Here is a 23,356-nt window from a genome sequence, read left to right as displayed (position 1 = left end):
GATCGCTCCGGCGGGTCTTGATTGTCTGAATTCCCGGAAGCCGGGTTCAGGGCGTACCGCCCCCACCGCCCGGGATTCCGGGCGCCAGCTTGCTGGCGCCGTTGATGACCTGGCTGAGGAAGTTCTGGTCCTTGCCGCCCGTCGGCGTCGTCCTCGAGATGAAGTCGAAGATCTTGCCGTCCTTCAGGCCGTAATTGGCGATCTGGGTGACGCGGCCGTCGGCGCCGAAATAGACCGCCAGCACGTGCTGGTCGATGATGTGCGGGTTGTCGAAGGCGACATAGCGCTTGCGCGTCTGCGATATGTAGTAGAAGGCCTCGTTGTCGAAGGTCGCCGTCGTCGACGGCGTGCCCAGCGCCAGAAGCACCTGCTCGCGACTCGAGCCGACCGGCACCGAGTCGATTGCCGCCTGATCGATGACGTAGCCTTTCGTCAGCGTTTCGCTCGGATGGAGATCACCGAACATCTTGGACGAATTGCAGCCGGAAAGCGCGGATACCGCCACCAGCAGAGAGGCCACGCCCGCCGGCACAGGCGTGAGAAACGACTTGAATTTCAGCGCACCCAACAACAATTCTCCATCACATCCCCGCAACTTGCGCTGGGCCGCAAAACCGGTAAACCAGCTTGCATGCCGATGCAACAAGGCCAAATCAAACAAAAGGTCCCCGGGAGACCACCCTCAATGTTCCAGCGCCTTTTTGGCCGCGAACGTCACGCCAACCGCGCCATCACCGAGGCGCTCTACGAACAAATCGTGGCGGCGGCGCGGCAAATCGTGTTTTATTCCGACTGGAATGTGCCGGATACGCCGCTCGGCCGCTTCGAGATGCTGTCGCTGCATATGTATCTCATCCAGCATCGGCTGCGCGGGGAGGGCGGGCCGGCCGCCGAGGTCGCGCAGGTGCTGATCGACGAGTTCTTCCTCGACGTCGATCATTCGCTGAGGGAGCTCGGCATCAGCGATGTCGGCGTGCCGAAGCGCATGAAGAAGCTGGCAAAGATGTTCTATGGCCGCACCGCGGCCTACGACGAGGCCTTGCGGGGCGACGACGGCGTGGCCCTTGCTGCGGCGCTCGCCCGTAATGTCAGGCCCGATGCCGGCGAGTGGCCGGAAGCGCCGCTGCTGGCGAGCTATGTTTCCGCGGCGTCCGGGCAGCTTGCCGCGCAGCCGACCGAATCGATCGTGTCCGGCACCGTGGTGTTCCCGGTCGCCGGAGCCGCGTGAAGGAGGCGAGAATGAAACAACACGCCGAACAGCGAAGCCCCGTATCCTTCGTCGCCAACGTCGCCCATCTGCCGCAAAAGGGCCTGCCGGTTTTGATAGAGGCCGATGAGCGGCAGCGCGCGGCGCTTGCCGCCGAATACGACCTGCTTTCGGTCGAGAGCTACCGCGCCGAGCTGCTGGTGGCGTCCTGGAAACGCAACGGCGTCAAGGTCAGCGGCCGCGTCGAGGCCGACATCACGCAGGCCTGCATCGTCACGCTCGATCCGATCGCGGCCCATATCGACGAGCCAGTCGAGGCGTTGTTCCTGCCGGAGCAGTCGAAGCTCGGACGCGAAGGCTTCGAGGGCGGCGGTGAGATCGTCCTCGATGCCGACGGGCCGGACAGCCCGGAAACATTTTCCGGCGAAACGATCGATGTCGGCGCGCTCGCCGAGCAGTTTTTCGGTCTGGCGATCGATCCTTATCCGCGCAAGCCCGGTGCCTCGCTCGACGCCACCGGCGAGGATCAGCCGGAGGAAAGCGAATTCCAGAAAAAGCTGCGTTCGCTGCTCGGAAAATCCTGAAGGCGGCCTGGATTTTGGAAAAGTTGGTTGTGCGACAGCCCAAAACCGCTATTTTCGCCGAACCTTCGCGAGCCCCCTTACCTCGGCATGCGCACGCCGCTAGCCAGGCAAACCGTGAGAAAAACACCGAGTGATCAGGATTTCCATCGATGCCATGGGCGGTGATCACGGACCAGGCGTGGTCATCCCGGCGCTGATGACGGTCGCCATCCGCCGCCCTGACATCCGCTTCGTCATCTATGGTCGCAAGGACGCCGTGCGTCCCGAACTGGCCAAGTTCCCGAAGCTTGCCGAGGTCAGCGAGTTCGTCCACTGCGAGATCGCGGTCCGGATGGACGACAAGCCGAGCCAGGCGCTGCGCCACGGCCGCTGGAAGTCGTCGATGTGGAAGGCGGTCGAGGCGGTGAAGAACGGCGCTGCGCAGGCCTGCATCTCGGCCGGCAACACCGGCGCGCTGATGGCGATGTCGAAATTCTGCCTGCGCACCATGGCCACCATCGACCGTCCGGCGATCGCGGCGCTTTGGCCGACGACGCGTGGCGAGAGCGTGGTGCTCGACGTCGGCGCCACCATCGGCGCGGATGCGCACCAGCTCGTCGATTTCGCCATCCTTGGCACCGGAATGGCGCGCTCGGTGTTCGGCATCGAGCGGCCGAGTGTCGGCCTGCTCAATGTCGGCGTCGAGGAGATCAAGGGCCAGGAAGAGGTCAAGGAGGCCGGGCGCATGCTGCGCGAGGCCAACATGGCCTCGATGAACTATCGCGGCTTCGTCGAGGGCGACGACATCGGCAAGGGCACGGTCGACGTTGTCGTCACCGAGGGCTTTGCGGGCAACATCGCGCTCAAGACCGCGGAGGGCACGGCAAGGCAGATCGCAGGCTATTTGCGCGCCGCCATGAGCCGCACGCTGATGGCCAGGATCGGCTATGTCTTCGCCAAAGGCGCCTTCGACCGGCTGCGCGAGAAGATGGATGTCGGCCGCTCCAATGGCGGCGTCTTCCTGGGCCTGAACGGCATTGTCGTGAAGAGCCACGGCGGTGCCGATTCGGATGGCTTCGCGGCGGCGATCGAGCTCGGCTACGATATGGTGCGCAACAATCTGCTTGACCGGATCGAGGCCGACCTTGATCTGTTCCATGCGCGCAATCCGAATGCCCAGGCAAACAGGAAATCCGGCGTCGCCGTCGACGCCGAGGAATAGGAACGAACCTTGATCAGATCAGTCGTGCGCGGCAACGGTGCCGCGCTGCCCCGCCGCATCATGAAGAATGCCGACTTCGAAGGCATGGTCGAGACCTCCGACGAGTGGATCGTCCAGCGCACCGGCATTCGCCAGCGCCACGTCGCGGCCGATGACGAGACGACGGCTTCGCTGGGCGAGGCCGCGGCGCGCGCCGCGCTCGACAGCGCGGGTCTGACGCCTGCCGACATCGACCTGATCGTGCTGGCGACATCGACCCCCAACAACACGTTCCCCGCGACCGCCGTCGATATCCAGAACCGGCTCGGCATGCATCACGGCTTTGCCTTCGACATGCAGGCCGTCTGCTCCGGCTTCGTTTATGCGGTCGCCACCGCCGACCTCTACATCCGCGGCGGGCTGGCAAGGCGCGTGCTGGTCATCGGCTCCGAAACCTTCTCGCGCATCCTCGACTGGAGCGATCGCTCGACGTGCGTGCTCTTCGGCGACGGCGCCGGCGCGGTCGTTCTGGAAGCGCAGGAAGGGGCGGGCGGCATCGCCGATCGCGGCGTGCTGGCGGCCAGCCTGCGCTCGGACGGCGTCCACAAGGACAAGCTCTTCGTCGACGGCGGCCCGTCGACCACGGGCACCGTCGGCCATCTCAGGATGGAAGGTCGCGAGGTGTTCAAGCACGCGGTCGGCATGATCACCGACGTCATCGAGGCGACCTTCGCCCAGGCCGGCATCACGGCGCAAGACCTCGACTGGTTCGTGCCGCATCAGGCCAATAAACGGATTATTGACGCTTCCGCCAAGAAGCTCGGGATTGCCGAACAGAAAGTGGTGGTCACCGTCGATTTGCACGGTAACACCTCGGCTGCCTCCGTGCCGCTCGCTTTGTCGGTGGCCGTCGCCGATGGTCGCATCAAGAAGGGCGACCTTGTCCTGCTCGAGGCGATGGGCGGAGGTTTCACCTGGGGCGCGGTGTTGCTCCGCTGGTAAGTGCCGAACGCACGGGTTCGGTCCTTGACCTTGCCGGATCAATTACTTAGGCTCTGCCGTTGCCTGTATCGATTTACGTTTTTTGAGCTGATGGGACGGTCGCATGGGGGGAAAGACACTTACGCGTGCCGACCTAGCCGAGGCCGTTTACCGCAAGGTTGGTTTGTCGCGAACTGAATCGGCCGAGCTGGTCGAGGCCGTTCTGGATGAAATTTGCGAAGCCATCGTTCGCGGCGAGACGGTGAAGCTGTCTTCCTTCGCAACCTTCCATGTCCGCTCCAAGAATGAGCGCATCGGTCGCAATCCGAAGACCGGCGAGGAAGTGCCGATCCTGCCGCGCCGCGTGATGACCTTCAAATCGTCGAACGTGCTGAAGAACCGCATCCTGCGCTCGCACCAGAACAGCAAGGCCAAGGGCGGCAAATAGCGCGACGGCAAATACGGTTGAAAAACGCCATCGGCTTTGACGCCGGGCTTGAATATTGTTTCATAAATCGCTGAAATAAGACCCGATTCGGCATAAATGCCGGATCGTCGTCCAGCGTGAGGATTCGCCCATGGACAAGAGCCCCGATGCGTTCCGCACCATCAGCGAAGTCGCGGAAGATCTCGACCTGCCGCAGCATGTGCTGCGCTTTTGGGAAACGCGTTTCAACCAGATCAAGCCGATGAAGCGTGGCGGCGGCCGCCGTTACTACCGGCCGCAGGATGTCGATCTGATCAAGGGCATCCGGCACATGCTCTACGACCAAGGCTACACGATCAAGGGCGTGCAGAAGCTGCTGCGCGAGAACGGCAATCACTTCCTGGTCGCCATCGGCAATGGCGACATGGCCGCGGTCGAGGCGATCGCGCAGCGCCGGCAGGCCGATCAGGTGCCGCTGACGGCGGCTGCCCAGCCGCGCGGCGACGAGGATGCGCTTGTCGGCCAGCCCAAGGTGAAACCCAGCCGCCGTTTCTTCGGCCTCGGCAAGAGCGACGACGAAGGCCCCGTACAGCCGGACTCCTCGAAATTGTCGCGTGACAACCGGGCTTTGCTGCAGGAGGCGCTCTTCGACCTCCTGGAGTGCAAGCGCCTGCTCGACCAGGTGCGTTGAGTTCCGGTTGCCGGTCCTGCGGGCTTGAGCCGTCAGCGGCTCTGAAGGTCGGAACTGCCGTCAAGCCCACGCGTTAGGCCTCCTCTGCAGGAGAAGGACAGTTGGCATGGCGTTGTTCGCGACCGATCATGATCTGGACAAGCAGTTTGCGGCGCTCTCGCGGCAACTCGACGATCTCAGGAAAACCTTGGCCAAACGCGGCGATGCCTATTACGAGGATGGCCGCGAGGCCGCGTCCGACTATTATTCGCAGCTCGCCGACCGCCTCCACGAGGTGCTGCCGGCGATCAGGCACAAGGGCAGGGCGCTCGAGCGTACCGCGCGTGATCATCCGGCCACGGCGGCAGCGGTAGGGCTGGTCGTGGTCGGGCTGCTTGCCGGCCTACTCATCAGCCGGCGCTGATCTTGGAGGCGTACGAAACGGAGGCGGCGCGTCTACGCCACCTCCGTGCCATGGGAGCGATCAGTTCGCGAGCTTGATCCGGCTCTTCGGATCGACTTTCATGACCTGGCTGCACTTGCCGTAGACGGTGCCGTTCTTGTCGGTCGCGTCGGTATAGGTGCCTTTGCAGTCGAGCTGCAGCACCAGACAGGAGCCCGAGCCCTTGCAGACGGCGCCGCCGTCGCCGGTGGGATGCGTGCCGGCAAAGGCAGGGGCTGAGACCGAGCCGAAAGCCGAGACGACGAGGGCGGCGGCGAGCGAGATACGCTTGAAGTTGGTCATTTGAGCATTTCTTTCCATTGGTTGTTGGGATCGCCTTCCTGGCGTCCCGGTTGGGCCGAGGGGCGCCTTCGTGGCGTCCATGACCGCTTGGTGCGGCCTCCAATGGGGAAGGTTCATAGTCCCGCACGATTTTTTTCGTCGGGCAGATTGTGGTTGGACTGCAACGCAGAAGATCGAACGCGACCGCGCGTCCCATCAAGGCCGGTAGCTGCTCGAGGCAAGCGCTGCCCTGTGCAGCGAAAGATTCCGATGGGAAGGCATGCTTGGTCAATACAAGAAGGTCTGTCTTCCCATCGGCAAAGGGGAACGATCAGACCTTCTTCGGGGCCATCTTCTTATGGTGGTGACGATGATGGCGATGATGCACGCGGCGGTGATGCGTGTGATGATGACGATGGTGATGATGCTTCTTCATCGGAGCCGCGTCGGCGCTGGTCGCGCCAAGGATCGGCATCGTGAACGCCAGGGCCAGAGCCAGCCCGAGCGCGGACAGGAGGGACTTCTTCATGACTTCGTTTCCTTTCGCGGGCGTTCCGAGATTCACCGGACCAAATCGGTGACCCAAGCCTCGCGATCGGGACTATCCTCCTGGTTTTTTTTGACAATTTTTCCGGACTATAGATTCTTGTTGCTGGATTGTTTCCGACTGAACCATGACGGTCCCGCGCGCCCCGTCGGACGCGCAGGGCGCGAAGCGCTATCGTGGTCTTTTGGAACTCGCCGGCTTCTTCGCCTCACATCGGCGGGGCGACGCCATGATTGCCGACCACCACTCGGCGCGAAACGAGCTTGCCGTCGCTGCCGCGCGAGGCGGTGACGAACACCGCCGTCCCCGGCTTGAGATCCGCCGGTTTGGCGGTTGCGAATTTCACGATCGGCGTCGATTGCGGGATGGCGATCTGCTTCTTCTGGCCGTTGCTGTAGGTGAGCGTCACCGTCCGGCCGCTGACCTCGGTCACGTCGGCGACGGTGCCGTTCGTCATCCGGCTGTTGGGTTTAAGATCCCAGGCGCGGTCGCCCTCTCCCGTTCCCTTCAGGGCTGCCGGGAAGATCACGACTTCCAGGGCGCCACTGCCGCCATCGGCCTTCGAAACCGATGCGATGCCGAGGAAATCGCCCTGTTTGATATCGGCGGCCGATGCCCTGGCGACGCCGGAGATCATCCAATCGGGAGAAAGGGTGACCGTATCGGTCTTGCCGTCGCGGCCTTTTACGGTCAGCGCCGTTCCGGCGAGGTCGACCACCGTGCCGCGGACCCGCACGGTATCCGCTTGTGCGGCGCTGGCAAGACTTGAAATCGTGCCGAGCACAATCGCGAATAACTTCAGTTTCATGGCATCCGATCCTTCCAAAGGGGTTTTGATGCCGCCCGCCGTCGACCACTGACAGAAACCTAACGAATTGGAGCGGGCAAAATGCCGGCGGGGCCGGCCTTCACCGCTTCAAAAGAACTTGATTGGCCGTCGCGGCGCCTTACATGTCGGTGGCTTGCGGCCTCGGCCTCCGGTCGACGGGACCGGTTCACGATGGCGTGACGGCCGCAACGGTCCCTCTTGGCAAATCACCTGTTAACGGCCATTCTCCCGCCCGTCTCAGGCAACGCCACATTTCATCGGTCTTGTTTCATCCCAAGGAGTTGCCATGCCCAACACCGCACGAAACGCTGTTTCCAACAACATCATTGCCGCGTCCGGCCTCAATCCGCTGAAAGCCGCGCGCGAAACGAGGGGATATACGATCGAGGAGCTTTCCTTGACCTGCGGCCTGGCCGTGGGTGAGATCGTCGACATCGAGGACGGCAAGGACGCCGATCCCGCCAAGCTCAGGCGAATCGCTTCCGCGCTGCAGGTGCCGGAAGAGGAATTGATAATGGTGCCGGCCTCAGAGGACCGGCCCACACAACAATAAGGGCGCTCGAACGCCTACATGAAAAGCCCGCCTGGACTCACCTGGCGGGCTTTTTTGTGCCCTCGGCCCACAGTAGCCTGGCTCTTGCCGACGGCCGAGGCGCCATGTGCCAATCCCGGCGCCGAGATTCGGCGGTATTTGCCAACATGCCTGACGAGGTTCGCTCATGAGCTTGGAATCGGTCCGCGCCTTCTTTGCCAAGCATGCGCCCGACATCGAGGTCCTGGTCACCGAAGCAAGCTCGGCGACCGTGGCGCTGGCGGCGGAGGCGCATGGCGTGATGCCGGCGCAAATCGCCAAGACCATCTGCCTGCGCGTCGGCGACGAGACCATGTTGGTCGTGACCAGCGGCACCGCCAGGCTCGACAACCGCAAGTGCAAGGACACCCTCGGCGGCAAGCCGCGCATGCTCGACGGCGAACAGGTACTGGAGGCGACCAGCCACCCGCCGGGCGGCGTCTGCCCCTTCGGCCTGCCGGCGCCGCTGCCGGTCTATTGCGACGTGACGTTAAGGGCCTTCGACGAGGTCGTTCCCGCGGCAGGCGCCACGAACGCCGCCGTGCGGATCGCGCCGCAAAGGATGGCCGATCTCGTCGGCGCCAAATGGGTCGACGTGTGCCAGTAGGGGATTGGTGCAGAAGGACTTGGGGGGCCAAGTCTCAGGCTTGAAATGGTCGGAGTGGCCGGATTCGAACCGACGACCCCTTGACCCCCAGTCAAGTGCGCTACCGGGCTGCGCTACACTCCGGACCGCGCAAAGCCCTATAGTCTCAAGGATTGAAGCGCAAGAGGCCAGTCGGGCAAAATCCTCGAAATTGGAACGAAGCGGATTCCGAAGTGCCGTTGGTGACAAAGTCGAAAGCCACATCGCAAGTCGGACGCGGTTCGGTTGTTGGCTGACCAATGCATGTCGCGCAAGAGTGTGCGGCGGTTTTGCGAAGACGACATGCACAAAAACAAAGACCTAAAGCGCGTCGCCTGAATCCGCTTCACCGCGACGCGCTTCAGCGAGACCTGCCCTGTTGTGCGTCGGCGGAAATCGCTAAGATCTCGCGATCTCTCGGGGGCCAGGAGACAACCTCAGTGTCGTTGGACACGGTGCCAGCAACTCCTTATCGCATGGAGGGCGCTCGTAGCGCGATTGCTCGGGTTCGCCCATACTGGGCGCGGATGGGAATTACCAGGGTCGCCAATGTGACCGGGCTTGATCGCATAGGCATTCCGGTTGTGATGGTCTGTCGCCCCAACGCCCGTTCTTTGGCTGTTTCGCAGGGCAAGGGCATCGACCTGGAGGCGGCCACGGCCTCGGGGCTAATGGAAGCGGCGGAACTTTACCACGCCGAGCACATCGAGCGCCCGCTGAAGTTCGGCAGCATGGCCGAACTTTCCCAATCGCACCGGTTCGCCGAGATTGGCAAGCTGCCTCGCATCACCGGAAGGGCATTCACCAAGGACATCGTGACGCTGTGGATCGAAGGCCGGGAGATGATCTCCGGTGCGGCGCGCTGGTTGCCGTTCGAGTCAGTGCGGGCCAACTTCACGGTTCCGCCGCCCCCCGGAAGTTGTTTTTTCGACTGCAGCAGCAACGGGCTCGCTTCCGGAAATACATTCGATGAAGCCATCCATCATGGGATTTGCGAGATCGTCGAACGCGACGCGACGGCCCTGTGGAATCGGATGCCGTCCGCTCGCCGGCGGCGCACCGGCGTCGACCTCGGCAGTGCGCCGGACGGCCCATGCCGCGACGTGTTGAAGAAGCTGGAAGGCGCGGACTTCGACGTCGCGGCGTGGGAAACGACCTCCGACGTCGGCGTGCCGGCCTTTTTCTGCCTGATCGTCGATCGCCGAGACCGAAACAGCCATTGCGGCATAGGCGCGGCAGCGCACCCGGTGCCGGAGACCGCCTTGCTCAAGGCGCTCATCGAGGCCGCTCAGGTGCGAACGACCTACGTATCGGCGGCGCGAGACGATCTGACCGCCGAGGAGTATGGCGAAGATTATCGGGACAAACGCCGTCGGCACGCGGAGAGATTGCTGGCCGAGCGTTCCGTCACGAGGCGAATTGCCTCTGCCGCGGGGAGGGCCGCACGAGGGATCGAGCAGAATGTGGCCTGGCTGATCGAAAGGTTGCAGGCGGCTGGCGTAAGCGAGATCATCGCCGTCGATCTGGCCAAGGAGGATATCGGCCTGCCTGTAGTTCGCGTGGTCATACCTGGCCTTGAAGGTCCCGACGATCATGACGCCTATGTGCCCGGCGAGCGAGCCCGCCGAATGTCGGACGAGGGACAATGAAGCTGGTCGTGTTTTGCGGGCCAAGTCTGCGGGCGCGCGACGTCGCGCCTTACGATGGATTCGAATTCCTCCCCCCGGTACGCCAAGGAGACCTCTATGCCGCCGCTCGCGGCGGCCCAAGAGCAATCGGCGTCATCGACGGCTATTTCGATGGTCAGCCGGCCGTCTTGCACAAGGAGATACTTTGGGCCTTGACGCAAGGGATCGCGGTGTTCGGCGCGTCCAGCATGGGCGCGCTCCGCGCCGCGGAGTTGCATTCGTTCGGCATGCGCGGCGTCGGACGCATCTTCGAAGCCTATCGCGACGGCGAACTCACCGACGACGACGAGGTCGCGCTTATCCATGGCCCGCCGGAAACCGGCTACATCCACCTGAGCGAGCCGATGGTCAATATTCGCGCGACGCTCGAGCAGGCGGTCGCACAACAGATCATCGACAGGCCGACAGGCGCGCGCCTGGCAGCTTCGTCCAAGGCGCGGTTCTACCGGGATAGAACCTGGGGGGACGTCCTGGCAGACGTCGACGATCCCGGAACGGCCCAGGCGCTGGCGGCCTGGCTGCGGACAGGCAAGGTCGACAGGAAGCGCGAGGACGGATTGCAACTGCTGAAGGAGATGGATGCGTTTATCCGCCGTGGCGCTGCACAAGCGCCTCCCGACTTCCACTTCGAGTGGACGGAAAACTGGCACAATGCATCCTGGCGAAATGAAACAGCGTGGATCAGCAACAAAGCCACTGCCGAAGAAGATGCCATCCTCGATGAGCTTCGGCTGCGCGGCGACTATGCGCGGTTGCGTCGCGAGGCACTGCTTCGTCTGCTTGCCCGCGGCGATGACGCGGCGCCGGATCGCCTGGCGGTCAGGCGCGCCATGGGCGAGTTTCGCTCGCGGCGAAGGCTTATGCGGCAAACGGACGTAATCGACTGGATACGCGAAAACGGAACGGATCTAGCTGGCCTAGAACGCATGATCGAGGATGATGCGGCCGTCGAGACGCTCGCGCGAGATCGCGATGCCGAGCTGCATCGAGGCATGCTCGACCGGTTACGCGAACTCGAGCTCTACCCTGGCTATCGACAGAATGCCCTGGCCAGACAGCGCCGCTCGCCATCGTTGTCCGCGCCGATGCCTCGTGCCCTGCTCGCTGCCTGGTTTTTCGAGGAACAACTCGGTCGCGCCATACCTCGAGACATTGCCGACTATGCCATTTCCATCGGATTGCCCGGCGTCGACAAGTTCTATGACCTGCTGGCTCATGGATATGCTTTCGCGGCCGGCCGCAGCTCGCCCGACGACTCTGGCCTGACCGACGAAAACGGGCTAACTTGAAACCGCATTCGCCGACGATATCGCAGTCCATGTGACCTGAATGCCTTTGTCCGTACGGGGGGCAATCGTGACATCTGGAGGGGAAGACTCTGTATTCGAGAATGGAACGCGCTTCCGGCTGTTTGCCCAAGCGCCGTTCCTTAAGTCTTTCCACCGGTCCGAAATCGTGCACGTGTCGTCGCCTGCGGGGTCGGTTGGCCCAGGCCCCGGTGACAGGCGCATGTATGTCGTCGACCCCATTGGCAAGGCGTTTGCCTACGGCCTGGCGGAAAATGTCCGCGGTGACCCGCTCTATTTAATGCCGCCTTGGCGCGGCGATGTCTTTCCTCCGGCGTTTCCCGATGTCGACGGGCATTTCGATCACATCGGCCCGGACGATCCGACATTCGAGGCTGCGCATCTGTTTGGCTCGGTGCGTTTCACCCTGGACGTGTGGGAGAAGTATTTCGGCCATCCCATCACCTGGCATTTCCAGCGCGACCACGATCGGCTGGAACTGGTGATACAGCGCAATCTGCACGAAAACGCCTTCATGGGTTACGGTTTTCTGGAGGTCGGCATACACGAGACGCCGGATGGCCAGGTCGAGCCGTTCACGCTCAACTTCGACGTTGTCGCCCACGAGGTCGGCCACTGCGTCATCTATTCCATCATCGGCGTGCCCGACCCCGGGACGGCCAGCGCGGAATATTACGGTTTTCACGAATCCTCTGCCGACCTTGCTGCGCTCGTCGCGGCCCTGCATTTCGATTCCGTGGTGGACGAGTTGTTGCAAGCGAGCCACGGCAATCTTTACACGCACAATCTCGTCAACCGCATCGCCGAGCTATCCAGTAACAGCCAGATCAGGCTCGCCGCCAACCCGCTGTCGATGCTGGATTTCGTCCAGGGCTGGAGCGACGAGCATGCTCTCGCCCAACCGCTCACCGGTGCGATGTTCGACATTTTCGTCGACCTCTTTCACGAAGAGCTGGTCGCCCGCGGCCTGATCACCCACGACCAGGAAGATCTGTCCGACAGGCTGGAGGACAGCCCCGACTATTTCCGCGTCATCCAGCCGATGTTCGATGAAGCCTATGCTGCGTCACCCTGGGCATTTCGCGAGGCATTGGTCGCTTCGCGCGACGAGCTCGGCATGCTTCTTGCCGAAACCTGGCGTCGGCTGTCGCCAGACGGTCTCAGCTATGCCGAGGTCGGGAACACGTTGCGCACCGTCGACAGGATGATGACCGGCGGGCGCTGGCGCACCATCATCGACGTCAATCTCAATCGCAGGGCGATCGGCTTTGTGAGTGCCGGCCCCAAAATCAAGCCTTTCGGGCCGAAAAGCCACTTCGGTTTGCCGAGGGTATTCGTCCCGGCCCGTCATGGCGCTTGTTGTGCACGGCACCTGCGTATCGCGAGACATGTGGGAACGCGAAGCGCCCTGACCAGAAGCAGGGCTGGCGTTCTTTGAGTGAGATGAGGAGGAACATCTTATGCAATACGTCGTAACGGAAATCATGGATAGCATCGAACTACTGCAGGATCATGTAAATAACATATCTAAAAAACGGGGTAGGGTCATAAGTGTATTATGGCGCGAAAGCGACCGTGTTTATGTTGTGACGCATGAGTTGGAAGTAGCTGAGAGACAAAGCCGAGGCCAAAAGGCTGCCTGATGACAAAATCATACTATTTAACACGTTAGACAAATGATCCAGAAACCGGAGGGTAGCGGCAATGGTAGAGAGCCTTCTTAGCGTGTCGGGTATAAATCTATTCGGGCATTTTGTGATCGATTTGCAGGTGGTGAACCCACTTCTGAATCCGATCGTGGCGCAGGTAGCGACGGCGAAGCATGTGCCAGCGTTGACTGGCAATAAGGTCGTGAATGGCCTGCGTGTGGCAAATAAGAACAAGGTTGTCGTCTGGAAACAAAAGGTTTTGGATCAGATTGGGGTTTATACGGTAGGCGGCGCAGACAGTGCGTGGACCAAGGATGACACGCCTACCGGTGCAATAATCCAGGTGACCGGCGGGGATAGCTTTGTCGGTTATTTCATGAAGCTTGAGAGCGGGTTCGAATTCATCGGGCGCCGCCCGGGCGCGGGAAACCGAAGCGGGAAGAACAGGCTGCTTGAAGATCAGTTGGAAAACGGCAGGTTTGCAAGGATATATGGCTTCAGTTTCGAGGGAAGCTACTACGACCTCCCAAGGCCTATAATATTTCTGGTGCACGGGGATGGGGAGCTCGTGGCGGAGGATCTCGGCACGTTCAGTGCCGCCCGCTCACCCAGTCCGACCGGACTGACGGGCCTCGCGGCAGCCGACTTCGACTTCGCCGATGGCCTGCGAGTCTGGTCCTACGACAAGGCCGACTACACCGTCCGCATGGATGTCGAGACAGGTATGTTCGAGGATGTGCTGCTTGCCGCGACGCTCGGCGGCGGACCAGGAGGCATGGATAGCGCCGGCATGAGCGCGCGCGGGATGAGCGCAAGGGGGATGAGCGCGCGCGGCATGAGCGCGAGGGGGATGAGCGCGCGTGGCATGAGCGCCCGCGGCGGCGGCAACAGCGACTGACCCGCATGGAATGCGGGTTTGGCGTATGCCGGCATCGTGCCGGGATTGGTGACGGGGCTTGGGGGCGGCGATACGGAACTGAGCCGCCCCTGTCGCGCTGAGCGGATGACCGGGGCGCGGCATATTCCGGGCGTCCCTCCTTGGTCCCGGCAACACTCCCTTGAGCACGACCTAATGTGCCATTCTTTCCGTGCTGCAGTGCGCAGTATCTGCGTGCTATATGGTGCATTGATTTGCGTTGCGAGCGCGGACAAGGGAAGCCATGGCCATCAGCCGATACGAGATGCTTAGTCGAAAGCTATCGGCGATCGTCTACGCGGACGTGCACGGCTACAGTCGCCTGATGGATCAGGACGAGGCAGGGACGGTTGTCCGCCTGACCCGATCGCTTAACTTGATACGCGGCCTGGCCGGCGACTATGGCGGTTCAATTGTCGACACAGCCGGCGACGGCCTGGTGGTGCTGTTCCCCAGCGCAACCCAGGCATTGCATTTCGCGGTCGAGATGCAGCGGGAGCTGTCCAACGAGGCGGTATGGTCGGGCGCCGACGATCCCATCACCTACCGGATTGGAATTACGGTTGGAGACACGATCGCCAGCGACGGCACCATCTATGGCCACGGCATCAATTTGGCCGCCCGGATCCAATCGCTGGCGGCGCCGCGCGGCATTTGCATCGCCGAATCCGTTCGCCAATTTGTTCGCGATGACCCGGAGTGCTCGTTCCGGTCGCTGGGCAAGCAAAAGCTGAAGAACATTGCCGAGGAAGTCGAGGTCTTCGCCGTCGATTTCGAATTGTCGCATTCCGAGTCCGCAACACCGCCGCTGCTCTTCGCCCCTGCGCCCGAGCGTTTCGTGCCGGAGAGTTCGCTGGCAGTCCTGCCGCTCGAGAACGTTTCGGGCGACCCGGCGGATTTTCATTTGTGCCAGGGTGTCGTGGCGGACCTCATTTCCAATCTGTGCCGATTCCGCAACCTGATGGTGATCGCGCGGCACTCGACGATTGCCGTTGTCGCGCAGACGCAATCACTGCGCGAGATCGCCAATCAATTGGGCGTTCGCTATCTCCTCTCGGGCAGCCTGCGCCGGGCAGGCAACCGTCTTCGGGTTGCAATGGACCTGATCGAAGCGCAAACCGAGCACACGATCTGGTCGGAACGCTACGACGGCAGCATCGAGGACGTCTTCGCCTTCCAGGACGACGTTACGGCCACGACCGCGTCGCGGCTGGCCATACAGATCGACATGGCCGAGAAGCGGCGGCTGATGGCGCATAACCATCCCAATATTCACGCCTACGGCATGATCTTGCGCGGACAGGATCTCAGCTTCCGCTTCCGCCCGGAGAGCAATTGGCATGCCAGGCGCCTCTACGAGCAGGCGCGCAATCTCGATCCTGGCTACGCCCGCAGCTATGCCGCCCTGTCGCGGACGTTCAATGTCGAGTGGCGTTATGCGTGGACCAAGGATCCGGAAGCTGCGCTGAACGAGGCGTTGAACCTGGCGAATCTGGCCGTCCAGCATGACGACCTGGATGCGCGCGGTTACTCCGAGATGGGTTTGGCCCACCTCTACAAGAAGCAGCACGATCCGGCGATCGCCGCCTACGAACGCGCCCTGCAACTCAATCCCAACGACGCCGATCTGCTGGCCGAGATGGGTGACTGCCTTGTTTATGTCAGGCAGGCGGAGCGCTCCGTGAAGCTGCTGGAACGGGCGATGCGTCTCAATCCCTACTATCCCGACGCTTATCTCTGGTATCTTGGCGATGCCTATTTTCAGCTGGGCGAATATGAAAAAACGATAGAGACACTGCAAAAGATGCGGGATGGCTCAGAGGGCCATCGGCTCATGGCGGCGAGCCATGCCCATCTCGGCAACACAAGAGAGGCCGAGATGCATGCCCATGCGCTGTTGAAGGTGCACCCCAACTTCACCACCGAGCAGTGGCGCAAGGTGCCCCCGCACAAATATCCTGAGGATACTGAACTGCTTGTCGATGGTTTGCGCAAGGCCGGCTTAAAGTAGCGCGGCCGCAGCCGCGACGGGCGCTCGCGCCAGCCGCAATTGCTTCTGATGCCGGTACTCGAGCGCGATCGCGCCCCAGATCAGCCCGAGCAGCAGATAGAGATGGCGCCAGTGGTCGATGTCGATGAAGGTGCCGAGGCCGATATTGCCGAGATAGGCGACATAGGCGCAAAGCAGGTAAGGCTGCCATGGCCGGTCGCGCAGCAGAATGCGGAAACCGGCCCCGATCGTCCACAACGTCAGCGTCAGGAACGAGACGAAGCCCAGCCAGCCATAATCCATCAGCGCCTTCAGCCAGATGTCGTGCGTGTCCTCGCCATAGATCGTGCCGAACACCAGCGGCCCGATGCCGAACGGATGCTCCAGCGCCATCTGGAAGCCGATCGTGTAGCGGGCGAAGCGGCCGAGCCGCGCGGTATCATAGCTCTGCTCGAGATGCGCGCGCTGCGTGAACATGTCCGACACGCCGGGCAGCTGCAGGATGACGAGGATGGCGATGACCAGCAGCGCGACGGCTCCGATCGTCATCACCACCAGCCGTAGCCGGAACATGCCGCTGGCGCTCTGCAGGAACAGGCAAGCGGTGAGCAGGACCGCCGACACCGCGAACATGCCCCAGGCGCCGCGCGAGAAGGAGAAGAAGATGCCGACAGCGATGATCAGCAACGGCACCGCCAGCAGCGGCATGCGCGACACCGGACCGGTCAAAAGCAGATAGAGCAGATAGGTGCCGGGCAACACCAGGAACGGCCCGAACACGTTCGGGTCCTGGAAGGCGCCGGCAGCGCGGTCGTATTTGGTGAACATCTCCGCGCCAGGGAAGGCATGGAAATAGCCGGCGATGCCGAGCAGCGACGTCGCGACGGCCGAGACCACATAGGCGATGAAGATCAGCCGGTAGAGGTCCGGCTGGACCGACGTCACCGAGGCGAAGAAGACCGCGCTGAAGGCCAGGAACAGCGAGACGGCGAGATAGAGCGGCGTGTTGGCGAGATCCGCCATCTGCGTCATCGCCATCATGCCGCCGATGTTCATCGCCACCAGCAGCACCAGCAGCGGCAAGATAGCCCGCGATATTCTCAGGCCGAACAGCGCCCAGACGGCGATCAGCCCGGCCATGTAGAGCTCGTAAGGCGCCGGCTCGCTGATGACGAAGCCGGAAAGCAGGATGCCGACGACGATCGCTGCCGATGAGATCAGCGCGATAAGCTTGGCGTTGACCGTGGAAGGCGGCAACTGGTTGGCCGCGCGAGGCGGCAACTGGTTGACCGCGGAAGGCGGCAACGGGTTGACCGCCGACGCCGGCACCTCATGCGCGACGGCGCTCAATAGGCGTTTTCCGTGTTGAGCAGGCGGATCGGCGTCAGGAACAGGATGCGCAGGTCGAACAGCATCGACCAATTCTCGATGTAGTAGAGATCGTACTCGGTGCGCATGCGGATCTTTTCATTGGTATCCATCTCGCCGCGCCAGCCGTTGATCTGCGCCCAGCCGGTGACGCCGGGCTTGACCTTGTGGCGGGCGAAATAGCCATCGACCACCTCATTGTAGAGCAGGTTGTGCGACTGGGCGGCGATCGCATGCGGGCGCGGCCCGACCAGCGACAGCGAGCCGAGCAGCGAGTTGAAGAACTGCGGCAGCTCGTCGATCGAGGTCTTGCGGATGAAGCGGCCGACGCGGGTGACGCGCGGATCGTTCTTGGTCACCGTCTGCTTGGCGGTCGGGTCCGACCTGTCGGCATACATCGAGCGGAACTTGTAGACCTCGATCACCTCGTTGTTGAAGCCGTGCCGCTTCTGCTTGAACAGAACCGGCCCCTTGCTGTCGAGCTTGATGGCGATCGCGGTGGCAAGCATCACCGGCGAGAAGAGGAGGATGCCGACGAGCGAGAAGACGATGTCGAAGCTGCGCTTGGCGACCGAATCCCAGTCGTTGATCGGCTTGTCGAAGATGTCGAGCATCGGCACCGAGCCGATGTAGGAATAGGCGCGCGGCCGGAACTGCAGCGCGTTGGAATGCGCCGAGAGCCGGATGTCGACCGGCAGCACCCAAAGCTTCTTCAGAAGCTGCAGCACGCGCGACTCGGCGGTCAGCGGCAGCGACACGATCAGCATGTCGATGCGGGCGATGCGGGCGAACTCGATCAGTTCGGAGATGGTGCCGAGCTTCGGGTAACCGGCGACGATGGGCGGCGAGCGCTTGTCGCCACGGTCGTCGAAGATCCCGCAGATGCGGATGTCGTTGTAGGGCTGCTTCTCGACCGAACGGATCAGCGATTCGGCCGACTTGCCGCCGCCGACGATGACGGCGCGGCGCTCCATGCGCCCGTCGCGCGCCCAGCGCCTGATCAGCCTGGACATCACCAGCCTGAGCCCGAAGATCAGCACGAAGCCGACCACGAACCAACTGCCGAACAGCAGGCGCGAATAGTCCTCCGAGGCTTTCATGGCGAAGGCGGTGAGCGCCATCAGCGCGAAGGTGCCGGCCCAGACGAGCAGCACGCGGCCGAAATTGGCGAGAGGGCGCATCAGCGCCGCGATCTGGTAGCTGTCGGTGACGTCGAGCAGCACTACGGCCAGGAACGAGGCTGCCGCGATCGACAGCGGATATTGCCAGGCGAGATAGTTGAAGAAGCCGACAAAGTAGAAATAGAGGCTGAGCCCCGACAGGAACAGCACCGCGAACTCGACCATGCGCAGCACGCCGCTGACCATGATCGGCGACATCGTATCGCGCCGGTACTGCGAGGCGACCTGGCGCGCGACGTCATTGATGCCGCCGGGCGCCTGGCCCTCGGCCGGGCCGTCGAATTTGCGCACCGCGTCCATGGAAAAGCGGTGCGCGGGATCGATCTCGTTCATGGAATTGTCCGCGAGCTATGCGCGAGTGAATAGCAAAAGAGAGCTAAGAAAGCCTTGAAACAACCGATGGTTTTGAATGCGTGTTGTTGCTTGTGAGGACTGACGGTCTTCTCACGTGCGTTGGTGAATTAGTGAATTCTAAAGTTTTAGCGCTACGAAATAGGCCTTCTCGATCTCGGCCGCCATCACGTCGGCGCCAAACCGCGCCTTGAGCTCACCGCCCTGCGGCATCAGCTTGCGGTAGGCGCCGGGATCGTCGAGAGCCGTTCTGAGCTTGTCGGAGAGCTGGCCGGCATCCGGCCGTATCAGGGCAGGGGAGCCTTCGCCGAAGATTTCCGGTATGCCGCCGACCGCGGTTGCTATCATCGGCATGCCAGCGGCCAGCGCCTCGAGCACGATGTAGGGCATTGCTTCCGCACGCGACGGCACGACGATCAGCCCGGCCAGCGCGAAGGCTTCTCTCGCCGCCATCGGCGGCAGGAAACGGACTTGGTTCTTCAGTCCAAGCCGTTCCGCCTGGGCATGGTAGCGCGGCAGGTCGTCGCCGTCGCCGACCATCACCGCGCTCAGCGGGCGGCCCATCTCGCTGCCCGCCAGCGCCAGCGCGTCGATGAAAATGTCCGGGCCTTTGAGGTCGCGCATCATGCCGATGTAGAGGAGATCGGCGGCATCAACCGGTGCCACCGGCTCGAATTCGACGGCGCGCAGGCCGTTATAGACCAGCCTGTTGGGGATGGGCGGCTCGCCGACCTTCCGGCGATAGGTTTTTCGCTCATAGTCGGAAACGAACAGCAGGCAGTCGGTGAAGCGTGCCATGAAGCGCTCCAGCGCGAAGAACAGCTTTCCGGTGGCCGTCGTTTCGTCATAGTGGAGCGAGCCGCCATGCGGCGAATAAAGGCGGGCCACGCGATACCTTGAAACCCGCAACAGTGAGCCGAACAGACGGGCATAGGCGCCACCCTTGGCGCCGTGCCCGTGCAGCACGTCCGGCCGCAATTCCTTGATGATTCCATATGTGCGCCAGGCCGCGGCGATGTCGCCCGGCCCGATGTGACGCTGCATCGGCGTGCGATGGATGCCGAGCGCCAGGCTCTCCCTCATCGCGTCGAACAGCCGCTCCTCATAGTCGCCGCCAGTGGTCGAATCGCAGACGATGCCCACGGAATGGCCGGCGGCGACCTGCGCCTCGGTCAGGTCGCGCACATGCCGGAAGATTCCCCCGACAGGTGAGCGAAAGCAGTGGACGATGCGGAGGTGAGCCGCCACGTTGATTTTCAGAACAGGCGTTCGCGGACGTAGACGGTGTCGCCTGGCAGGAGCGGGTCGGAAGTCTGCACCCTGCCGGTCATGACCTTGCCGTTGATATCGCGGGTGATGTCGACACTTTCCTGGTTGGCGCGCGGCGTAAAGCCTCCGGCGATCGCGATCGCCTTCTGCACGGTGAGACCCGGCACATAGGAATACTGCCCCGCTGCTCCGACTTCGCCCATGACGAAGATCGGCCGGTAGCGATCGATCTCGACCGAGACGTCGGGATCGCGCAGATAGCCCTGGCGCAATTTGTCGGCGATTTCCTTTTCCAGCTGCTGGGCAGTGTGGCCGCGCGCCGGCACGGCGCCGACGAGCGGGAAGGAGATGTAGCCTGACTGATCGACGCTGTAGGTGTTGGTTAGCCCGTCCTGCTCGAACACGGTGACGCGAATGCGGTCGCCGGCGCCGAGTCTATAGGGCTGGTCGAGCACTTCATGGAAGGCGGCGGGCGTCGGGCGGTAGCTGGAGCAGCCGGCAAGCAGCGACAAGGCAAGCATGGCGCGAAAGAGATAAGCAGTGCTTTTCATGATCGGACACGAACCTTCGTCGCTCTCGCCGCCAGTGCTGCGGCCAACCCCAGGAAGTGCGCCCGTTATCATCCTGTTAGGGTTAATGGCCGGTAAAGGACGGTAGCCGGAAGCGGTGACTGCCGGCAAAAAACCCAATTGTTCTATTGCCTTCGCCCAATGTTCTTTGAGTGTCTTCTAATAAGCATGCGTTCCGATCTTAACGGGTGAGTTACCATAGTTGTTTACGGTCCATCCTCGACTCAAAGTTCCGGAGCAGGATGCATGTCTGTTCAGTCCGCGGCCGCAGATGTCGATGTCGATCTGAGGCAGCTCTTCGCCAGTTTGGCGAGGAACTGGCTGCGTATTGTTCTCGTCACGCTCGTGGTCACCGGGCTGGCGTTTGCCTTCGCCTGGCTGGCCACGCCGTATTACAAAGCGACCGCCAAGCTGGAGATCGGACCGCGCGAGTCGGTCTTCACGCGTCCGGCCGGCGCAACCAATGACGACAAGCCGGCAACCGACGAGGAGGCGGTGGCCACGGAGGTCCAGATCATATCGTCGCCCGATATCCTCAAGAAGGTGGCGACGGACCTCGATCTGGAGAAGCTGCCCGAATTCGACGAAGCGCTGAATATGTCGGCGCTGAGTCGCGCTCTCGTCCTTGTCGGCTTGAAGAGCGATCCTTTCGACATTCCGCCGGAAGAGCGCGTGCTCAAGGCAATGCACGATAAGCTCAACGTCTACAGCATTGAAAAGACGCGCGTTATTGCAGTCGAGTTCTCCTCGAAGGACCCAAAGCTTGCGGCGCGGGTCGCGGACGCCGTCGCCCAAGCCTATCTTGCCTCCAAGGGCAATGCGAAAAAGGAATCGAACACCGCCGCCACCGGCTTTCTCGGTCCGGAAATCACCGATCTGCAGAATCGGGTGAAGGAGGCCGAAGCCAAGGTTGCCGCCTACCGCGCACAATCGGACCTCCTGATGGGCGGGAACAATTCGGTGCTGGCGACTCAGCAGCTCTCTGAACTGTCGACGGAGCTGTCGCGGGTGCGCGCCAATCGCGCCGCCGCCGAGGCGACCGCCGACAGCGTGCGCAAGGCGCTTCAGAATGGCGGCACGCTCGACAGCGTGCCGGAAGTTCTGTCTTCCGAATTGATCCAGCGCCTGCTCGAGCGGCAGGTGGAACTGAGGACCAACATCGCCGACCTGTCGACCACGCTGCTGGACAACCATCCGCGCATCCGGGCGCTGAAGTCGCAACTTGCCGATCTCGACGGCCAGATTCGCAACGAGGCGCAGAAGATTCTCAAGGGATTGGCGACCCAGGCGCAGACGGCCAAGGCTCGCGAGGACCAGCTCCTCCAGGAGGTCAACCAGCTAAAGGCCGCTTCGGCCCGCGCGGGCGAACAGCAGGTGCAACTCGATGCGCTGCAGCGTGACGCGAACGCCCAGCGTCAGCAGCTCGAATCCTATATGGCGAGCTACCGCGAGGCAGCCTCGCGCGCCGACCGCAACTATCTGCCTGTGGATGCCCGCCTGCTGTCGAAAGCGCAGGTGCCGGCGGAACCCTATTTCCCGAAGATCGGTCCGATTACCGGCGCCGCGGCGGCCGCGTCGCTGCTGCTGATGGCGATCGGCACGCTTCTGAGGGAATTGTTCTCCGGCCGTGCCATGCGCCCGGCCGCCGGCGCGAGATTCGAGCCGATCGAGCAGGTGGCGATGCCGGCGGCGCGTCCCGAGCCGGTGATTCCTGAAGCCGAGGACGAAGCTGGCGAGGATTCGGCGGCCGACGACCGGGTCAGGCGGGCTGCGGCCATCGAGGAACCGGCTGCCGAGCCGGCCCCGCCGGAAGCACCCCGGTCGTGGCGGTCCAGGCTGGGCGAGATCGATGTCGACAAGGCGGCGGAAAAGCTCATCGCCTCGGGCGCCGCGCGCGCCATCTTCGTCTCCCCGGAGGGCGACGAGGCGGCCGCTACCGCCGTCCTGGTGGCGCGAGAGGTCTCCGACGCCGGCCTGCGCGTGCTGCTGCTCGATCTCACCGCTTCGGGCGCGGCATCGCGGCCGATGCTGGACAGCGGGCTTTTCCCCGGCATCACCAATCTTCTGGCCTCCGAAGCGCAGTTCAGCGATGTCATCCATCCCGATCTCTATTCGGACGCTCATGTCATTCCGGTCGGCACCGCCGACCCGGTCCGCGCCATGCGCGCCGCCGACCGGCTGCCGATCATCATGCAGTCGCTGACCACTGCCTACGACCTCGTCGTCGTCGAATGCGGTCCGGCCGATGCGCATGGCATCAGCCGCCTCGTCGGTGACGGCACGGAAGTCTTCCTGTCGATGCTCGAAGCCGACGACGAGGTGACGCAGGCGGCGGTGAAGCTGATCGAGAACGGCTACCCGGATGTCACGCTTGTGACCCCGGCCGGCCGCGAGCCGGGAAATCCGCTGCCTGGACGTCGCTCGGCTGCATAGGGCTGAGCGACAGTCGACCTGGTAACGCACTTCCGTCGCAACGCTTGCTAAGAATCACCGCGAGCCGCCGGGAAAAGAGGCCAGGACCGCGACAAACCGAGCATGGTTCAGCCTGCGTCAGGCACGCTAGTCCCTAGGCAAAACGCCGAACCGGGGCATTTCTCGGCGGCACCAGCACTTTACATCGGCGGCAGGGCACCTAGTTTTAACGTTTCGCGCCACGCGCTTCGTGCGTGGATGATCGAGTGCGGGACCGTGAACCCTAGGCCGGTCCCCCAAAAACTCCCAAA

23 protein-coding genes and 1 tRNA gene are annotated in these 23,356 nt (G+C 62.7%); 15 read left to right on the top strand and 9 right to left on the bottom strand.

The window, feature by feature from the left end; all coding sequences use genetic code 11:
* Positions 1-46 precede the first annotated feature (46 nt).
* On the bottom strand, positions 47-568 hold the full coding sequence (locus QAZ22_RS22065) for an outer membrane protein assembly factor BamE (RefSeq protein ID WP_278202804.1): 522 nt from the start codon (positions 566-568) through the stop codon (positions 47-49).
* 117 nt (positions 569-685) lie between these two features.
* Between QAZ22_RS22065 and QAZ22_RS22060 the strand changes: the two genes are divergently transcribed.
* The 7 genes from QAZ22_RS22060 (at position 686) to QAZ22_RS22030 (ending at position 5,473) form a co-directional block, all read left to right on the top strand.
* Positions 686-1,228 carry a ubiquinol-cytochrome C chaperone family protein gene (locus QAZ22_RS22060; RefSeq protein ID WP_278202803.1) on the top strand — a complete coding sequence of 181 codons (543 nt, stop codon included), beginning with the start codon at positions 686-688 and terminating at the stop codon, positions 1,226-1,228.
* Positions 1,229-1,239: 11 nt separating this feature from the next.
* Positions 1,240-1,791, top strand: a complete 552-nt coding sequence (locus QAZ22_RS22055; protein ID WP_278202802.1) for a YceD family protein — start codon at positions 1,240-1,242, stop codon at positions 1,789-1,791.
* 130 nt (positions 1,792-1,921) lie between these two features.
* Positions 1,922-2,992: a phosphate acyltransferase PlsX gene (plsX, locus tag QAZ22_RS22050; RefSeq protein ID WP_278202801.1), complete on the top strand. Its 1,071-nt coding sequence runs from the start codon at positions 1,922-1,924 to the stop codon at positions 2,990-2,992.
* A gap of 9 nt (positions 2,993-3,001) precedes the next feature.
* A complete protein-coding gene (locus tag QAZ22_RS22045; RefSeq protein WP_278202800.1) occupies positions 3,002-3,973 on the top strand; it encodes a beta-ketoacyl-ACP synthase III in 972 nt (323 codons plus the stop codon).
* Positions 3,974-4,076: 103 nt separating this feature from the next.
* Positions 4,077-4,400 (top strand): integration host factor subunit alpha, encoded by a 324-nt coding sequence (locus QAZ22_RS22040; protein ID WP_010915609.1) that lies wholly within the window; start codon positions 4,077-4,079, stop codon positions 4,398-4,400.
* A 130-nt stretch (positions 4,401-4,530) separates the two neighbouring features.
* On the top strand, positions 4,531-5,070 hold the full coding sequence (locus tag QAZ22_RS22035; RefSeq protein WP_278077717.1) for a MerR family transcriptional regulator: 540 nt from the start codon (positions 4,531-4,533) through the stop codon (positions 5,068-5,070).
* 106 nt (positions 5,071-5,176) lie between these two features.
* The gene (locus QAZ22_RS22030) at positions 5,177-5,473 is read left to right on the top strand and encodes a hypothetical protein (protein WP_278202799.1); all 297 of its coding nucleotides are present in this window, start codon (positions 5,177-5,179) and stop codon (positions 5,471-5,473) included.
* Positions 5,474-5,533: 60 nt separating this feature from the next.
* On the opposite strand, the gene QAZ22_RS22025 is transcribed toward QAZ22_RS22030, so the two are convergent.
* From QAZ22_RS22025 to QAZ22_RS22015, 3 genes are all read right to left on the bottom strand, one after another.
* A complete protein-coding gene (locus QAZ22_RS22025; protein WP_278202798.1) occupies positions 5,534-5,794 on the bottom strand; it encodes a hypothetical protein in 261 nt (86 codons plus the stop codon).
* A 310-nt stretch (positions 5,795-6,104) separates the two neighbouring features.
* Entirely contained in the window at positions 6,105-6,302 is a 198-nt protein-coding gene (locus tag QAZ22_RS22020; RefSeq protein WP_278202797.1) for a hypothetical protein, read from the bottom strand.
* Positions 6,303-6,528: 226 nt separating this feature from the next.
* Complete coding sequence (locus QAZ22_RS22015) at positions 6,529-7,128, bottom strand: hypothetical protein (RefSeq protein ID WP_278202796.1); 600 nt, start codon at positions 7,126-7,128, stop codon at positions 6,529-6,531.
* A 307-nt stretch (positions 7,129-7,435) separates the two neighbouring features.
* Between QAZ22_RS22015 and QAZ22_RS22010 the strand changes: the two genes are divergently transcribed.
* A complete protein-coding gene (locus QAZ22_RS22010) occupies positions 7,436-7,702 on the top strand; it encodes a helix-turn-helix transcriptional regulator (protein ID WP_278202795.1) in 267 nt (88 codons plus the stop codon).
* A gap of 166 nt (positions 7,703-7,868) precedes the next feature.
* Positions 7,869-8,327 (top strand): YbaK/EbsC family protein, encoded by a 459-nt coding sequence (locus tag QAZ22_RS22005; RefSeq protein WP_278202794.1) that lies wholly within the window; start codon positions 7,869-7,871, stop codon positions 8,325-8,327.
* Between the two features lie 46 nt (positions 8,328-8,373).
* Here the strand turns inward: QAZ22_RS22005 and QAZ22_RS22000 are convergent.
* Positions 8,374-8,450 (bottom strand) — tRNA-Pro (locus tag QAZ22_RS22000).
* Positions 8,451-8,896: 446 nt separating this feature from the next.
* Between QAZ22_RS22000 and QAZ22_RS21995 the strand changes: the two genes are divergently transcribed.
* The 5 genes from QAZ22_RS21995 to QAZ22_RS21975 all read left to right on the top strand — a co-directional run bounded on the left by QAZ22_RS21995 (position 8,897) and on the right by QAZ22_RS21975 (position 15,916).
* A complete protein-coding gene (locus QAZ22_RS21995; protein WP_278202793.1) occupies positions 8,897-9,994 on the top strand; it encodes a YcaO-like family protein in 1,098 nt (365 codons plus the stop codon).
* On the top strand, positions 9,991-11,322 hold the full coding sequence (locus QAZ22_RS21990; RefSeq protein WP_278202792.1) for a TfuA-like protein: 1,332 nt from the start codon (positions 9,991-9,993) through the stop codon (positions 11,320-11,322). Before QAZ22_RS21995 ends, QAZ22_RS21990 begins: the two co-directional genes overlap by 4 nt.
* 40 nt (positions 11,323-11,362) lie before the next feature.
* Positions 11,363-12,778 carry a hypothetical protein gene (locus tag QAZ22_RS21985; protein WP_278202791.1) on the top strand — a complete coding sequence of 472 codons (1,416 nt, stop codon included), beginning with the start codon at positions 11,363-11,365 and terminating at the stop codon, positions 12,776-12,778.
* Between the two features lie 266 nt (positions 12,779-13,044).
* Complete coding sequence (locus QAZ22_RS21980; protein ID WP_278202790.1) at positions 13,045-13,887, top strand: hypothetical protein; 843 nt, start codon at positions 13,045-13,047, stop codon at positions 13,885-13,887.
* A 262-nt stretch (positions 13,888-14,149) separates the two neighbouring features.
* Complete coding sequence (locus QAZ22_RS21975) at positions 14,150-15,916, top strand: tetratricopeptide repeat protein (protein WP_278202789.1); 1,767 nt, start codon at positions 14,150-14,152, stop codon at positions 15,914-15,916.
* On the opposite strand, the gene QAZ22_RS21970 is transcribed toward QAZ22_RS21975, so the two are convergent.
* The 4 genes from QAZ22_RS21970 to QAZ22_RS21955 all read right to left on the bottom strand — a co-directional run bounded on the left by QAZ22_RS21970 (position 15,908) and on the right by QAZ22_RS21955 (position 20,615).
* Positions 15,908-17,176, bottom strand: coding sequence for an O-antigen ligase family protein (locus QAZ22_RS21970; protein ID WP_278207904.1), 1,269 nt, complete (start codon positions 17,174-17,176; stop codon positions 15,908-15,910). The two genes, QAZ22_RS21975 and QAZ22_RS21970, sit on opposite strands and share 9 nt — an antisense overlap.
* A 65-nt stretch (positions 17,177-17,241) precedes the next feature.
* A complete protein-coding gene (locus QAZ22_RS21965) occupies positions 17,242-18,777 on the bottom strand; it encodes an undecaprenyl-phosphate glucose phosphotransferase (RefSeq protein ID WP_278202788.1) in 1,536 nt (511 codons plus the stop codon).
* 138 nt (positions 18,778-18,915) lie between these two features.
* Positions 18,916-20,043: a glycosyltransferase gene (locus tag QAZ22_RS21960; protein ID WP_278202787.1), complete on the bottom strand. Its 1,128-nt coding sequence runs from the start codon at positions 20,041-20,043 to the stop codon at positions 18,916-18,918.
* A gap of 8 nt (positions 20,044-20,051) precedes the next feature.
* Positions 20,052-20,615 (bottom strand): polysaccharide biosynthesis/export family protein, encoded by a 564-nt coding sequence (locus tag QAZ22_RS21955; protein WP_278202786.1) that lies wholly within the window; start codon positions 20,613-20,615, stop codon positions 20,052-20,054.
* Positions 20,616-20,879: 264 nt separating this feature from the next.
* On the opposite strand from QAZ22_RS21955, the gene QAZ22_RS21950 reads away from it, so the two are divergent.
* Entirely contained in the window at positions 20,880-23,066 is a 2,187-nt protein-coding gene (locus QAZ22_RS21950) for an exopolysaccharide transport family protein (protein WP_278202785.1), read from the top strand.
* Positions 23,067-23,356: the final 290 nt, after the last annotated feature.

The organism is Mesorhizobium sp. WSM4906, from assembly GCF_029674625.1.
Taxonomy (GTDB): domain Bacteria; phylum Pseudomonadota; class Alphaproteobacteria; order Rhizobiales; family Rhizobiaceae; genus Mesorhizobium.
The sequence above is the reverse complement of the archived record's forward strand: the minus strand, read 5'-3'. Positions and strand labels throughout refer to the sequence as shown.

What these genes read in the sequence shown, in the direction of transcription:
- QAZ22_RS22020 (WP_278202797.1), bottom strand. Translation starts at nt 6,302, where the DNA reads ATGAAGAAGTCCCTCCTGTCCGCGCTCGGGCTGGCTCTGGCCCTGGCG.
- QAZ22_RS22055 (WP_278202802.1), top strand. Translation starts at nt 1,240, where the DNA reads ATGAAACAACACGCCGAACAGCGAAGCCCCGTATCCTTCGTCGCCAAC.
- QAZ22_RS21965 (WP_278202788.1), bottom strand. Translation starts at nt 18,777, where the DNA reads ATGAACGAGATCGATCCCGCGCACCGCTTTTCCATGGACGCGGTGCGC.
- QAZ22_RS22060 (WP_278202803.1), top strand. Translation starts at nt 686, where the DNA reads ATGTTCCAGCGCCTTTTTGGCCGCGAACGTCACGCCAACCGCGCCATC.
- QAZ22_RS22025 (WP_278202798.1), bottom strand. Translation starts at nt 5,794, where the DNA reads ATGACCAACTTCAAGCGTATCTCGCTCGCCGCCGCCCTCGTCGTCTCG.
- QAZ22_RS22035 (WP_278077717.1), top strand. Translation starts at nt 4,531, where the DNA reads ATGGACAAGAGCCCCGATGCGTTCCGCACCATCAGCGAAGTCGCGGAA.
- QAZ22_RS22030 (WP_278202799.1), top strand. Translation starts at nt 5,177, where the DNA reads ATGGCGTTGTTCGCGACCGATCATGATCTGGACAAGCAGTTTGCGGCG.
- QAZ22_RS21975 (WP_278202789.1), top strand. Translation starts at nt 14,150, where the DNA reads ATGGCCATCAGCCGATACGAGATGCTTAGTCGAAAGCTATCGGCGATC.
- QAZ22_RS21950 (WP_278202785.1), top strand. Translation starts at nt 20,880, where the DNA reads ATGTCTGTTCAGTCCGCGGCCGCAGATGTCGATGTCGATCTGAGGCAG.
- QAZ22_RS22015 (WP_278202796.1), bottom strand. Translation starts at nt 7,128, where the DNA reads ATGAAACTGAAGTTATTCGCGATTGTGCTCGGCACGATTTCAAGTCTT.
- QAZ22_RS22005 (WP_278202794.1), top strand. Translation starts at nt 7,869, where the DNA reads ATGAGCTTGGAATCGGTCCGCGCCTTCTTTGCCAAGCATGCGCCCGAC.
- QAZ22_RS21980 (WP_278202790.1), top strand. Translation starts at nt 13,045, where the DNA reads ATGGTAGAGAGCCTTCTTAGCGTGTCGGGTATAAATCTATTCGGGCAT.
- QAZ22_RS22040 (WP_010915609.1), top strand. Translation starts at nt 4,077, where the DNA reads ATGGGGGGAAAGACACTTACGCGTGCCGACCTAGCCGAGGCCGTTTAC.
- QAZ22_RS21955 (WP_278202786.1), bottom strand. Translation starts at nt 20,615, where the DNA reads ATGAAAAGCACTGCTTATCTCTTTCGCGCCATGCTTGCCTTGTCGCTG.
- QAZ22_RS21985 (WP_278202791.1), top strand. Translation starts at nt 11,363, where the DNA reads ATGCCTTTGTCCGTACGGGGGGCAATCGTGACATCTGGAGGGGAAGAC.
- QAZ22_RS22010 (WP_278202795.1), top strand. Translation starts at nt 7,436, where the DNA reads ATGCCCAACACCGCACGAAACGCTGTTTCCAACAACATCATTGCCGCG.
- QAZ22_RS21990 (WP_278202792.1), top strand. Translation starts at nt 9,991, where the DNA reads ATGAAGCTGGTCGTGTTTTGCGGGCCAAGTCTGCGGGCGCGCGACGTC.